At 33.5% G+C, this 13,131-nt stretch carries 14 protein-coding genes and 1 other annotated feature; of the genes, 6 read left to right on the top strand and 8 right to left on the bottom strand.

Going from position 1 to position 13,131, the window contains the following annotated elements; all coding sequences use genetic code 11:
• The first annotated feature begins 364 nt into the window (after positions 1-364).
• The 6 genes from croR to serS all read left to right on the top strand — a co-directional run bounded on the left by croR (position 365) and on the right by serS (position 6,795).
• Positions 365-1,051 carry a response regulator transcription factor CroR gene (gene croR, locus AC37UB_RS09370; RefSeq protein WP_117973706.1) on the top strand — a complete coding sequence of 229 codons (687 nt, stop codon included), beginning with the start codon at positions 365-367 and terminating at the stop codon, positions 1,049-1,051.
• Entirely contained in the window at positions 1,041-2,195 is a 1,155-nt protein-coding gene (locus tag AC37UB_RS09365; RefSeq protein ID WP_241699656.1) for a sensor histidine kinase, read from the top strand. Before croR ends, AC37UB_RS09365 begins: the two co-directional genes overlap by 11 nt.
• Before the next feature lie 85 nt (positions 2,196-2,280).
• On the top strand, positions 2,281-3,546 hold the full coding sequence (locus AC37UB_RS09360; RefSeq protein WP_241699655.1) for a serine hydrolase: 1,266 nt from the start codon (positions 2,281-2,283) through the stop codon (positions 3,544-3,546).
• A gap of 51 nt (positions 3,547-3,597) precedes the next feature.
• Positions 3,598-4,881, top strand: coding sequence for a serine hydrolase domain-containing protein (locus tag AC37UB_RS09355; protein ID WP_241699654.1), 1,284 nt, complete (start codon positions 3,598-3,600; stop codon positions 4,879-4,881).
• A 15-nt stretch (positions 4,882-4,896) separates the two neighbouring features.
• Entirely contained in the window at positions 4,897-5,196 is a 300-nt protein-coding gene (locus AC37UB_RS09350) for a MazG-like family protein (RefSeq protein ID WP_117973714.1), read from the top strand.
• Positions 5,197-5,233: 37 nt separating this feature from the next.
• Positions 5,234-5,459: a binding site (T-box leader), on the top strand.
• Between the two features lie 61 nt (positions 5,460-5,520).
• Positions 5,521-6,795 carry a serine--tRNA ligase gene (serS, locus tag AC37UB_RS09345; RefSeq protein ID WP_241699653.1) on the top strand — a complete coding sequence of 425 codons (1,275 nt, stop codon included), beginning with the start codon at positions 5,521-5,523 and terminating at the stop codon, positions 6,793-6,795.
• A 54-nt stretch (positions 6,796-6,849) separates the two neighbouring features.
• Here the strand turns inward: serS and AC37UB_RS09340 are convergent, their stop codons facing one another.
• The 8 genes from AC37UB_RS09340 to AC37UB_RS09305 all read right to left on the bottom strand — a co-directional run bounded on the left by AC37UB_RS09340 (position 6,850) and on the right by AC37UB_RS09305 (position 13,092).
• Positions 6,850-7,086, bottom strand: coding sequence for a Rossmann-fold NAD(P)-binding domain-containing protein (locus AC37UB_RS09340; RefSeq protein ID WP_241699652.1), 237 nt, complete (start codon positions 7,084-7,086; stop codon positions 6,850-6,852).
• A 34-nt stretch (positions 7,087-7,120) separates the two neighbouring features.
• Positions 7,121-7,465, bottom strand: coding sequence for a lactate/malate family dehydrogenase (locus AC37UB_RS09335; RefSeq protein ID WP_117973719.1), 345 nt, complete (start codon positions 7,463-7,465; stop codon positions 7,121-7,123).
• A 243-nt stretch (positions 7,466-7,708) separates the two neighbouring features.
• Positions 7,709-9,190, bottom strand: coding sequence for an IMP dehydrogenase (gene guaB, locus AC37UB_RS09330; RefSeq protein WP_241699651.1), 1,482 nt, complete (start codon positions 9,188-9,190; stop codon positions 7,709-7,711).
• Between the two features lie 125 nt (positions 9,191-9,315).
• Positions 9,316-10,017 carry a DUF1129 domain-containing protein gene (locus tag AC37UB_RS09325; protein ID WP_241699650.1) on the bottom strand — a complete coding sequence of 234 codons (702 nt, stop codon included), beginning with the start codon at positions 10,015-10,017 and terminating at the stop codon, positions 9,316-9,318.
• Positions 10,018-10,038: 21 nt separating this feature from the next.
• A complete protein-coding gene (ychF, locus tag AC37UB_RS09320) occupies positions 10,039-11,139 on the bottom strand; it encodes a redox-regulated ATPase YchF (RefSeq protein ID WP_117973725.1) in 1,101 nt (366 codons plus the stop codon).
• Positions 11,140-11,173: 34 nt separating this feature from the next.
• The gene (locus AC37UB_RS09315) at positions 11,174-11,359 is read right to left on the bottom strand and encodes a DUF951 domain-containing protein (RefSeq protein ID WP_241699649.1); all 186 of its coding nucleotides are present in this window, start codon (positions 11,357-11,359) and stop codon (positions 11,174-11,176) included.
• A gap of 94 nt (positions 11,360-11,453) precedes the next feature.
• Positions 11,454-12,338 (bottom strand): ParB/RepB/Spo0J family partition protein, encoded by an 885-nt coding sequence (locus AC37UB_RS09310; protein ID WP_241699648.1) that lies wholly within the window; start codon positions 12,336-12,338, stop codon positions 11,454-11,456.
• On the bottom strand, positions 12,322-13,092 hold the full coding sequence (locus AC37UB_RS09305) for a ParA family protein (RefSeq protein WP_117973731.1): 771 nt from the start codon (positions 13,090-13,092) through the stop codon (positions 12,322-12,324). Before AC37UB_RS09305 ends, AC37UB_RS09310 begins: the two co-directional genes overlap by 17 nt.
• Positions 13,093-13,131: the final 39 nt, after the last annotated feature.

Here is a 13,131-nt window from a genome sequence, read left to right as displayed (position 1 = left end):
TTTGTTTCTACATAGTAGAAACGCCCTACACATTTGGTTCGTCTTACTTTGTTCAGTTTTCAAAGGTCTAAACTTTGTTGTCGTAACAACTTTTATATCATAACAAGTTTATAATAACTTGTCAACATTTTTTTAAAATTATTTTCATAATGATTTTCTGTTACCGATGCAACTTAATGATAATAACATGTCGATACATAATCGTCAACATTTTTTTATCTTTTTTGTTTGAGTTATTAATATAAATAACAATGAAATTAATATACTACTTATTTAAAAAAAAGTAAACATATTTTTAAACAATTTTTTATTTCAAATTATTTGGTACAATAATAATATATTTAATATATTAGGAGGAAATAACATGAAAATTCTAGTAGCAGATGATGATAAAGAAATTGTGGAACTATTAAGTATCTATATAAAGAATGAAGGTTATGATGTTATACAGGCCTATGATGGAAAGGAAGCTCTTAGCAAAATTATTACAAACCCTGATATAGACTTACTTATATTAGACATCATGATGCCAAAAATGGATGGATTAGAGGTCGTAAAAGAATTAAGAAAAGACTCACAAATCCCCATCATTATGTTAACTGCTAAAACAACTGATATGGATAAAATTCAAGGTTTAATTACTGGAGCTGATGATTATGTTACAAAACCTTTTAATCCTCTAGAAATTATGGCTCGTGTAAAATCACTATTAAGACGAACTAACATGCAAGTTCAAACAGATATACCAGACTTATTAGAAGTGGGTCCACTTATTATAAAAAAAGATTCTCACGAAGTTGAGACTGAGAAAGGAATAAAAATTCAATTAACTGCTTTAGAATTTGGTATTCTTTACTTACTTGCAAGTCATCCGAACCGTGTCTTTAGCGCTGAAGAAATTTTCGAGAGAGTTTGGCAACAGGAAAGTTTAGTTTCTGCTAAAACTGTTATGGTTCATGTAAGTCATTTACGTGACAAAATTGAAGAAGCGACTAATGGAGAAAAAGTTATTCAAACAGTTTGGGGGGTAGGATACAAAATTGAAGGGTGATGAAAAAAAGACACGTATTAAACTTACCTCAAAAGAAACCAGTGAGTTAATTATTGAGGGGATTATTACTGTCATCTTGCTTATTCTTCTTAATTTAGCCTTATTTATCTTAATTGATCAAATTGTGAATACATCGTTACCCATCGATCAATTTCTGTGGCACATTCAATACAATATATTTTATGATCCTCGTCCGCCCATGTTTTGGCAGCGCCCTTTAATTTTTATGATGATAGTTGCAGATATTATTGTATTATATTGGCGATTAATTAGGCGTTATAAGCAGATGCAACAACAACATATTATTAGTGAACTACACTATATATCAAACGGGCATTACGATCACCGTATTCCATTTGAATTAAAAGGGGATTTAGGTAGGCTTATTACAAGTATAAATGCTTTGGTAGATAGTACAGTGGAAGCCCTAGAGGAAGAGCGTCGTATCGAACAGTCAAAAGATGAATTAATTACTAACGTTAGCCATGATATTAGAACACCGCTCACATCAATTATCGGATACCTTGGCCTAATTGAAGAAGGAAAATACAATAATAAAGAAGATTTATTGAAATACACACATACTGCTTATTTAAAATCTAGACAAATGAAAGTATTGGTTGATGATTTATTTGAATACACCAAAGTGAGACAATCAAATGTTCCACTAAATGCTATGACTTTTGATATGAACCAACTCATTGGCCAACTAACAGTTGATTACGAATTAGAAGCATCCAAAAAGGATCGTGTCATTGATTTTTTACCACAAGAAGATACCTTAATGATGAAGGGTGATACTGAAAAACTAGTACGTGTTTTTGATAATCTTCTGTCTAATGCACTCAAATACGGTGTGAATGGGACACAGATTATCATCACATCAGAAAAAATTGGTAATGAGGCGATTATCGTCGTTAAAAATGATGGTAAATCTATACCCCAAGAATCTTTAGATCATTTATTCGATCGTTTTTACCGAGTAGAAGAATCGAGATCTCAACAAACAGGAGGAACTGGACTTGGGTTGGCTATCGCTCAAAGTATTGTAGCACTGCATGGTGGCTATATTTATGCTACATCAAATAATAACTGGACATCATTTACCATACATTTACCATTAGAAACAACTAGTCATTCTTGATTTTTTTGTGCTCTTTAATAAAATCTATTGTTTTCTATTGGTTAATTTGTTAAATTAATTTCAGTTAAATATTAGGAGATTGTTTATGACATTACTAAAAAAAAAACGTGCTCTATTTTTTCTACTGTTATCTTTTTTATTCATTCTTCCTGTATCAGTTGTTGCTGAACAAAACAGTTTTGATGTTCCTGCAAAAGCTGCAATCGCTGTTGATTTTGATACGGGAAAAATTTTATATGAAAAAAATAGTGAAGCCCCTCTTCCTATTGCTTCAATGTCCAAGTTATTATCAGCATACTTAGTATATGAAGCAATTGATACAAAAAAAATAAACTGGAATGATAAAGTGCCTTTTGATGATGCTTTAATCAAACTAACTGAAGACCCAGATTTATCTAATATTCCAATCAAAAAAGAATTAACTTATACAGTTGATGATAATGTAAAAGCCATGCTCATTTCTTCTTCAAACGTTTCAACAACTGCACTTGCTAGACTGGTTTCGGGTAGTGAGCAAGCTTTTGTTGATAGTATGAATCAACATATTAAGGATTGGGGTATCACTGATGGCGTATTTATTTCTGCCTCTGGTTTAGATACACAAGATCTTTTAACAGTAGATCGTTACCCAAACTCTAAACCCGAAGATAGTAATATTTTATCAGCAAAAGACATGGTAATCGTAGCTCGACATCTCATTTCTGATTATCCTGAAGTATTAGATATTACGAAACAATCTCACTACACATTATTTCAAGGAACTGATAATGAAGAAACTTTCTGGTCATCTAATTTAATGTTACCGGATTTGTATTACTATACTGAAGGTGTCGATGGATTAAAAACAGGGACAACCCCAAATGCTGGAGCTTGCTTTATTGGTTCAACCATACAAAATGGGCACCGTATTATTACGGTTGTAATGAATGTAGACGAAGAATATGATCGATTTGAAGTCACGAAAAACTTACTCAATTATGTTAATACGAATTGGGAATATAAAACTATTGTTAAAAAAGGCGATAGCGCCGTTGTGAACAACCTCGATGTACCAAATGGAAAGTCTGAATCAGTTGCACTAACCTTAGCTGAACCTATTTCATTATGGGTCAATAAAGAGACGACTGAATTAAAACAAGTTTTTGCTTCAACTAAAGATGCAGTCTCTGCTCCTCTTAAAAAAAATGAAGTAGTAGGCCAACAAATTGTATCAGATAGTGCAGATAAATTAGGTTATCTAAGCGACACAGACAAACATGATGCCACCGGTAAAGTGATCACAAAAACAGACGTACAAAAAGCAAATATTTTTGTAAGAGTATGGCGTTCTTTGAAAAACAGCATACACTAATGCTGTTTTTTATATTACTAATTATTAGAAACGGAAATTGGAGAATAATTTATGAAAAAATCACGTATCGCATATGACAAACTTAAAAGAAAACAGAAGTGGATTGGCTTATTATTCTTTATCATTGGTGTCCTCATAAGTATTAGTATATTAATTACTCTATTGGTTATCTATCCTGATGAGCTAACGGCTATCATAAAGAGTAATAAAACAACCACGCAAACAATTATATCTTCCGAAACAAAAGAATCAAGTCAAACGACAACACAGTCATCTGATAGAAATACAGAAGGAGATTTTATTCCTAGGACAAATTTTGCTCAGACAGCATCGACTCCTTTACTATATCAACCATTAAAACAAGCCTTAGAGCAAAATATCGCCTCAAGAGAACTCTCTGGGACGCTGTTAGCCATTAAAGATAATCAAGTAGTTATGTATAATTCATTTGGCTATGCCAAAGATGTATCATGGAAAGCTCAAGATAGTACCTACATGATTGCCTCTATTCAAAAATTTTATACTGCATTACTTATCTCAACTTTAATCTCTGAAAAAAAATTGACATTAGATACTACTTTAGATAAATTTTATCCAGAAATACCTGGAAGTAATCAAATTACGATAGATTCTCTTCTATCAATGACTTCCGGACTGAAATTAGATTCTAGTAAAATCCCTACTTCCATAAACGAACAAACTGAATGGGAGGAATATGTCTTAAAAAATACGACACATCAAAATTCAAATAAATGGGACTACTCTCCGGTTAATTTTAATTTGCTTGCTATGATTATTCAAAAAATAACTGGACAAACATATGAAGAATATTTTAAGAAGGCAGTAACAGAACCTCTTAATTTAAAGCAAACAGGTTTTTATACCGATTTATCAGATAACACTCATCTTGTCCCTGTATATGAAGAAAATGGAACACTAAGAAAAAAAGATATTCCTAATTATGCTTATGTTAGAGAACTAGGTACTGGAAACATGTTTGTTTCACCGAAAGATTTTGCAACTGTCGTCCAAGCTACTATGGATGGTAAATTTGGAGATTTAAATGTAGTTAAATCTATGTGGTTAAAAGACTCACCTTACGGTACAACTTATTATAAATCCGGTCTTTACAGAAAAGTACTCGATGAAAACGGACCGACCATTTTCTGGGGACACGGTATTTTTAGGGGCTATGAACCCACTGTTATTTTTAATAATGATGCCAGTGACATGGTTATTTATTTCAGTAATCAATACTTAACCAATAAATCGAATACCATCGCAACAAAAGAATTTTATGATATCATTTCTCAAAATGTCACCTTCAATCAATAAAGGAGATTCATATCAATGGATTTAATACGTTTAATTAATTTAGCAAAAAAAGAACCAAAATCTCTTGAAGAAATGGGTTTAAAATTATCAGAAGAAACTGGAGAAGTAGCTGAAGCCATTTTAAAATATAAAAAATCCAGTGGAAGTCAATACAAATGTGGTACGTTAGATGATTTGAAGGAAGAGTGTGCGGATACTTTACTTGTGGCTCTTTCCCTATATTTTCAATTAGAAGATAGTTCTATAGGTGAGCTAAACAATATCATTAATATAAAAGCTGACAAATGGGAAAAGAATATGAAAATCAAAGATTAGTTGACATAGATACCAAAACTAGCTATAATTTTGCTAAATAAACAAATTGTGAAAGACTAGTATTTATATTGCTTGTTTTAAGAGAGTTAGCGGTTGGTGTGAGCTAATAACAACAGATAAAGAATCCACTTTCAAAGCATTTCTAGCGAACTCTATGCACTAAGCTAGAACGGGAAAAGCAATCCGTTAACATACTTACTTAGAGACAATATCTATTGTCTAAAATTTGGGTGGTACCGCGAATTCAATCTCTCGCCCCAGAAAATCAATTGATTTTCTGGAGTGAGAGATTTTTTTATTTTAAAAATTTAAGGAGGAAATATCATGTTAGATTTAAAATTTATACGTCAGAATACTGAATTAGTTAAGGAAAAACTCATGACTCGTGGAGTAGATGGAGAAAAAATTGATGAATTTATCCGTTTAGATCAAGAGCGTCGTGACAATTTAGTAAAAGTTGAAACACTTAAAAAACATCGTAACGATGTGTCTCAAGACATTGCAAAATTAAAAAGAGAAAAACAAAATGCTGATGATAAAATTCAAGAAATGAAACAAGTCGGAGAGGATATCAAAGTTTTAGATGAAAACATCAATGCAATTGATGAAAAGTTAGAATATATTGCTCATACACTTCCTAACCTTCCTGCTGAAGGTATTCCTGTTGGGGAAGATGAAGAAGAAAATATTGAATTAAGAAAATGGGGTACTCCTAGACAATTTGATTTTGAGCCAAAACCTCATTGGGAAGTAGCGGAAGAATTAGATATTCTTGATTTTGAACGTGGTGCTAAAGTATCTGGTAGCCGTTTCCTTTTCTATAAAGGTGCTGGGGCTAGATTAGAACGCGCGGTATATAACTTAATGCTAGATACTCATATCTATGAACATGGTTATACAGAAATGATGCCACCATATATCGTGAATGACAAATCTATGTTTGGTACAGGACAATTTCCTAAATTTAAAGAAGATGTTTTCCAACTAGAAAATTCAAACTATACATTAATCCCGACAGCAGAAGTTCCATTAACAAACTATTATCGTGACGAGATTTTAGATAATGATGCCCTACCTGTTTACTTTACTGCTTTAAGTCCAGCCTTTCGTTCTGAAGCTGGAAGTGCCGGGAGAGATACACGTGGATTAATTCGATTACATCAATTTAATAAAGTAGAGATGGTTAAATTTAGTAAACCCGAAACATCTTATGAAGAATTAGAAAAAATGACCAATAATGCTGAAGCCATTCTACAAAAATTAAACTTACCATATCGTGTCATTGTATTATGTACTGGTGACATGGGATTCTCAGCTGCGAAAACATATGATATCGAAGTTTGGATTCCAGCTCAAGAAACCTATCGTGAAATCAGCTCTTGTTCTAATTGTGAAGACTTCCAAGCTAGACGTGCAAAAATTCGTTACAGAGATGAAGAAGAAAAAGTACAATATGTTCATACTTTAAACGGTTCTGGTTTGGCTGTTGGTCGTACCGTTGCAGCTATTTTAGAAAATTATCAAAATGAAGATGGCAGTGTAACAATACCTGAAGCTCTTGTTCCTTACATGGGCGGAATGACTAAAATTACAAAATAATAAAAAAGCTCCTCCGTTTAGTTTCATTTTAAATGAATTCAACGGAGGAATTTTTTATTGTTCCAGATATTGTGTTACTTGCTCAACAAATTGTTTAAATAATAAGTCTTCTTTTTTCGTTAAGTCTAAAGATAGTGCTTTAACAATACATCCTTTACCTAAAACTGCGGGATAACCTATATGAATATTATCTTTTTCTTGATAAATCAACAAAGGATAAATCTTTTTTTCATCTTTTAAAATAGACTGAATCACCTGGATGTAGTTGAAGATATTCCATAACTTGTCCAATTTTTACGTTGAGATTTCCTATCCCCCAAAACGATTAGCCTCTTTCTTTCATTTTTTCCAATTCATCTTCTGATAACGACACAATGTCTAATAATTTTTGTGTGCCTACCACCACTGTAGTCCATGTGACAAACTGACTTTCCCTATGTTCACCTAACACATCACCATTGATAGATTGACCAGAAACACCTAATTTTTCCCCAACAATACGTTTCATACGATTAGTATCTAAACTCATACCGGTCCCAATCACTCGATATGTTGGAAAACTACTTTCTTGGTAAACAAGGGTTGTAATCACATCGCAAGGATTAGTAATGACTAAGAATATTCCTTTAAACCCACTAGAAACAACTTGTGAGATAATGGCGATACTCATATAATAAAATAGTGGTTTTTACATCTGTTCATCATCAAGCTATCTGTGAGTTTTAAATATTCTACCATTACTTTTCTTTGTTTTTATCAATTAACACTAATCCATCTATTTGACCTTTTGTATATAAGGTATAAGCAATATCTGATTCAACATACCCTAATCCAATAATTCCAACTTTCCTTAAATATAATTCCTTCTTTCTAAAAAAAGAGGCAGGAAAATCCCGACCTCTTTTAATCCATTTTATGAAATTGAATAGTTTGGTGCTTCTTTAGTAATTTGAACATCATGAGGATGAGATTCTCTTAGACCAGCGCCACTCATTTCAACAAATTGTGCGTTGTCTCTTAACTCTTTTAAGTTTCCAGCTCCAACATAACCCATTCCAGCACGTAACCCTCCTAGTAATTGGAAGATAATATCTTGTACACTACCTTTGTACGCTACACGACCTTCAATACCTTCGGGAACTAATTTGTTTGCTTCATTAACAGAACTTTGGAAATAACGGTCACTTGAACCTTTTTCCATAGCTCCTAAAGAACCCATTCCACGGTATGTTTTAAAACGACGACCTTGGAAAATTTCAAATTCACCAGGGGATTCATCTGTTCCAGCTAACATTGAGCCTAACATAACAACATACCCACCAGCTGCTAGTGCTTTAACAATATCTCCAGAGTACTTAATACCACCATCAGCGATGATTGTACGACCATATTCACGAGCGACACCTGCTGCATCATAAATAGCTGTTAATTGTGGGACACCAACACCCGCCACAACACGTGTTGTACAGATTGAACCAGGGCCAATTCCGACTTTTACAACATCCACCCCAACGTCATATAATGCACGTGTTGCTTCAGCAGTCGCAACGTTTCCTGCAATTAATGTCACATCTGGAAAGGCATCACGAATTTCTTTAATTTTACGAATAACACCCGCACTATGTCCATGGGCGGTATCAATAACTAACGCATCAACGCCTGCCTCAATTAAAGCACCCGCACGCTCAAATGTATCACTCGTTACCCCAACAGCCGCAGCAACTAATAAACGTCCATGCTCGTCTTTTGCGGCATTAGGAAATTCAATCACTTTTTCAATATCTTTAATCGTAATTAAACCACTTAATCGACCTTTAGCATCTACGATAGGTAGTTTTTCTATTTTATGTTGCTGAAGGATTTTTTCTGCATCTTTTAAAGATGTTCCAACTGGAGCTGTTACGAGACCTTCTTTTGTCATAACATCTTTAATCATTAAATTATAGTCAGTCACAAAACGTAAATCACGGTTTGTTAAAATACCAACTAATATTCTATTTTCTAATGTATCAACAATAGGTACACCACTAATACGATATTTAGCCATTAAATGTTCTGCATCACTTACTTTATGTTCTGGAGTTAAAAAGAATGGATCGATAATCACACCACTTTCAGAACGTTTTACTTTGCGTACTTCATCTTTTTGTTGTTCCACACTCATATTTTTATGGATAACACCTAGACCACCTTGTCTAGCCATAGCAATAGCCATTTTACTGTCTGTCACAGTATCCATACTGGCACTCATAATTGGAATATTCAACTTAATCTTAGATGATAATTCAACACTTAAATCGACATCGTTTGGCAATACATGACTTTCTGCTGGAATTAATAGAACATCATCAAATGTATACCCTTTTTTTGAAAATTTAGTTTCCCAATTTGACATTAGAAATTCGCACTCCTTTAATTTTGTTTTATTAACAAACTTACCAAATAATCTGTTATTCGTCAATCTTATATAAACGAAAAACCAAACAAATTTTCTTTAAAAAATGTTTGGTCTTCTTATTTTTAAGGACGTAAGAACATACTTCCTTGAATATTGTATTTTTTCTTTAATAAGTAACGGATACCAAATGCTACCACACCTAAAATAAGCGTTAAAACTGGGTCAAGTGATGGATTGATTGCATGTGGGATAAACGCAGATAATGAAAAAATCATTAACCACGGGATAAAGCATAATGCCATAATCCCACCTGTCTTCCATACACCAGGTCGTTTACTTCTATCAGCTCCTGGCATATCGTATATATAAATATAACGATAGATTAAGTAAAATGATAGACCACCTGACATCGCACCAATCGTGATACTTAATATGCCTTGTGTCGGTTGCGGTGTTTTAGAAATCATCGTTAATACACCCGTCATAACAGCTAAAAATGTAAACAATAATAAACTATTATCTAACCACATCGAAGCAAAATTAGTTTTCGTTGGCGTTGCTGGTTTTGTGGTAACAAACACAACAGCTTCCGTCGGTGTCCCATATAATTGTTTAGCGGTTACTCCTGTTTTTTGTCCTTCAACTAATGCTTTTAACATGGTGTTAAAGACTTCTATTTTTTGACGTTCATCAATCACTACACCATCATCTAATAATTTATTTAAATCAAACATAAATTGATTATTTTTTTTTGTTAATTGTTTTTCTAATTCACGATTTTCTGAGACTTTTTGTTGTAACTCTTCATTTGTTAACTCAGTCATTGTTGTCACCTATTCTTTCCATTAAACATTAAAACGGAAGAGCATTACATCACCATCTTGAACAACATAATCCTTTCCTTCTAAACGCACACGACCAGCTTCTTTAGCTGCATGCATGCTTCCATATTCTTTTAAATCAGTGTAAGAAACTGTTTCCGCGCGAATAAATCCTCGTTCAAAATCAGTATGAATAATACCCGCACATTCTGGTGCTTTCATTCCCACTTTAAATGTCCAAGCACGTACTTCTTGCTCACCAGCCGTAAAATAAGTAGCTAGCCCTAGTAAATGATATGCTGCACGAATTAATTTATCTAAACCAGATTCTTCAATACCTAATGCTTCAAGGAAATCTTTTTTATCATCTTCATCAAGCTCTGCTATTTCTTCTTCTGCTCTAGCACATACAGTAATGACTTCAGCATTTTCAGTTGCTGCAAATTCTTTTACTTTTTTTACGTAATCATTGTTTTCTGTATCTGCTATTTCATCTTCCGCTACGTTTGCAACATACAATACAGGTTTTGTTGTTAATAAAAATAATCCTTTTACAATAGGTAATTCTTCATCAGTGAATGCAATCGATCTAGCTGATTTTCCTTCTTCTAAAACAGGCTTAATTTTTTCTAATACTGCTAATTCTGCGACTGCTTCCTTGTCTTTTGTTTTAGCAATTTTTGATACACGTGCAAAACGTTTATCAACTGACTCTAAATCTGCTAACACAAGTTCTAAATTAATGGTATCAATATCTGCTAATGGATCCACACGCCCTTCAACGTGAGTGATATTATCATCATCAAAACAACGAACAACATGACAAATTGCATCTACTTGTCGAATATGACTTAAAAACTTATTTCCAAGTCCCTCGCCCTTACTAGCTCCACGAACAATTCCCGCAATATCTGTAAATTCAAAGGTCGCTGGGACTGTTTTTTTCGGTTTAACTAATTTTGTTAATTCTTCTAATCGATAATCTGGCACTTCTACCATTCCTACATTTGGATCGATTGTTGCAAAAGGATAATTGGCAGCTTCTGCACCTGCTTTTGTTATTGCATTAAATAAAGTTGATTTTCCAACGTTTGGCAATCCAACAATTCCTGCCGTTAATGACATAGTTATTTTCCACTCTTTCTTTTTAATCTTTAAATTAATCTTCTTTTTTCACTAATACCTTTTTCATCTTCTTATCAAATTCACGTCGGGGCATCATCACAATATGCTGACAGTTTAAGCATCTAATTTTGATATCCATTCCCATACGAATAATCTCCCAACGGTTTGTTTGACACGCATGTGGTTTTTTCATTTCGACTATATCGCCTAAATCGTACATACTAAACGTCCCTCCTTGATTCATTTTCTACGTGATATATCTTAACATAATTTTATCAGATTCATACTCATTTATCCTATTTTTATAAGTACAATTAATCAAATTCAATATTTAATAAATCTAAAATACGTGTCAAATCTGAAGAAGAAAGATATTCGATTTCTATTTTTCCCTTGCCTTCTTTTTCTTGGATATGAACACTTGTACCAAATTTATCCATTAATCGTTCTTCACTTTCAATGATATAATAAGGCTTCGGTTGTTGCTCTTTCTTTTTAACAAGCTCTTTTTTAGGCATATCATTCATCTGAGTGACCATCTGCTCTAATTGTCGGACGGTGAGTCCTTCTTTAATGGCTCGATTTGCTACGACTAAAATATCTTCTTTTTTCTTCAATCCAAGTAATGTTCTTGCTTGTCCCATTGAAAGCGACTCTTTTTGTACTAAATCTTTTACTACTTTTGGTAATGCTAATAAACGTAGATAATTTGCGATATATGGACGACTCTTACCTAATTTTTCAGACAGTTCTACCTGTGTTAAATCTAAATTTTTCATCAACATCTCATATGCTTCTGCTTCTTCAAGAGGATTTAAATCTTCTCGCTGTAAGTTTTCTAATACAGCAATCTGCATCATACGCTCTTCATCAAACTCACGAATAATTGCTGGTATTGTTTCTTTTCCTGCCAATTTAGATGCTCTAAAACGACGTTCACCCGCAATAATTTCATAACCTTTTACAGAAGATTGTCTCACAATGATTGGTTGAAACACACCTGATTGTTTAATAGATGAAGCTAACTCCTCTAGAGCCTTTTCATCAAATGTTTTACGTGGTTGATAAGGATTAGGTCTTAATTCTGCTAACGGAATATCTTGAACAGCCTCTGACTGAATATCTACTTCTTCAATTGTCGATAAATCTTGGAATAATGCGTCAATCCCTCGCCCTAATCCTTTATTCGACTTGTTCACGATTCATCACTTCCTTTGCTAATGCTTGATACACTTCTGCACCTCTAGATTTTGGATCATAATCAATAATCGCTTTACCATGACTGGGTGCTTCAGACAGTCTTACATTTCTTGGAATAATAGTATCATATACTCGCTCTCTAAAATAAGTTCGAACTTCTTCTACTACTTCTGAACCTAAATTAGTCCTAGCGTCATACATCGTCAACAACACACCTTCTATACGTAAATCCGGATTAAAGTGTTTTTGTACTAAACGTATCGTATTTAATAATTGACTCAATCCTTCTAGTGCATAATATTCACACTGAACAGGAATTAAAATGGAATCACTCGATGTAAATGAATTGATTGTTAAATGGCCTAACGATGGTGGACAATCGATTAATATATAATCATATTTAGCTTCCACTTCTTTTAGAGCGAGTTTTAATCGTGATTCTCTTGCCATCATAGATGTTAACTCAATCTCTGCTCCAGATAGTTGAATCGTCGCTGGTGCGATATCCATTCCTTCTCTATTCGTTTTTTGAATGACTTCAATGATGGGAACTTCATTAACTAAGACATCATAAATATCTTGAGATACATCCGCTTTACGTATGCCTATACCACTTGTCGCATTTCCTTGTGCATCCATATCTACTAATAATACTTTTTTTCCTTCGTACGCTAAACACGCACCAAGATTGACTGTAGTAGTCGTTTTACCAACTCCGCCTTTTTGGTTTGCTACAGAAATAATTCTAGCCATAATAGGTCCCTCCGTTTCTTACTCATTGTGTCTAATGAT

It is taken from the genome of Vagococcus changpingensis (genome assembly GCF_058211775.1).
The sequence above is the reverse complement of the archived record's forward strand: the minus strand, read 5'-3'. Positions and strand labels throughout refer to the sequence as shown.

Coding starts and splice junctions, on each gene's coding strand:
- guaB (WP_241699651.1), bottom strand. CDS start 9,190: ATGTCAAATTGGGAAACTAAATTTTCAAAAAAAGGGTATACATTTGAT.
- AC37UB_RS09350 (WP_117973714.1), top strand. CDS start 4,897: ATGGATTTAATACGTTTAATTAATTTAGCAAAAAAAGAACCAAAATCT.
- AC37UB_RS09360 (WP_241699655.1), top strand. CDS start 2,281: ATGACATTACTAAAAAAAAAACGTGCTCTATTTTTTCTACTGTTATCT.
- AC37UB_RS09335 (WP_117973719.1), bottom strand. CDS start 7,465: ATGAGTATCGCCATTATCTCACAAGTTGTTTCTAGTGGGTTTAAAGGA.
- AC37UB_RS09325 (WP_241699650.1), bottom strand. CDS start 10,017: ATGACTGAGTTAACAAATGAAGAGTTACAACAAAAAGTCTCAGAAAAT.
- AC37UB_RS09355 (WP_241699654.1), top strand. CDS start 3,598: ATGAAAAAATCACGTATCGCATATGACAAACTTAAAAGAAAACAGAAG.
- AC37UB_RS09315 (WP_241699649.1), bottom strand. CDS start 11,359: ATGTACGATTTAGGCGATATAGTCGAAATGAAAAAACCACATGCGTGT.
- AC37UB_RS09305 (WP_117973731.1), bottom strand. CDS start 13,092: ATGGCTAGAATTATTTCTGTAGCAAACCAAAAAGGCGGAGTTGGTAAA.
- serS (WP_241699653.1), top strand. CDS start 5,521: ATGTTAGATTTAAAATTTATACGTCAGAATACTGAATTAGTTAAGGAA.
- ychF (WP_117973725.1), bottom strand. CDS start 11,139: ATGTCATTAACGGCAGGAATTGTTGGATTGCCAAACGTTGGAAAATCA.
- croR (WP_117973706.1), top strand. CDS start 365: ATGAAAATTCTAGTAGCAGATGATGATAAAGAAATTGTGGAACTATTA.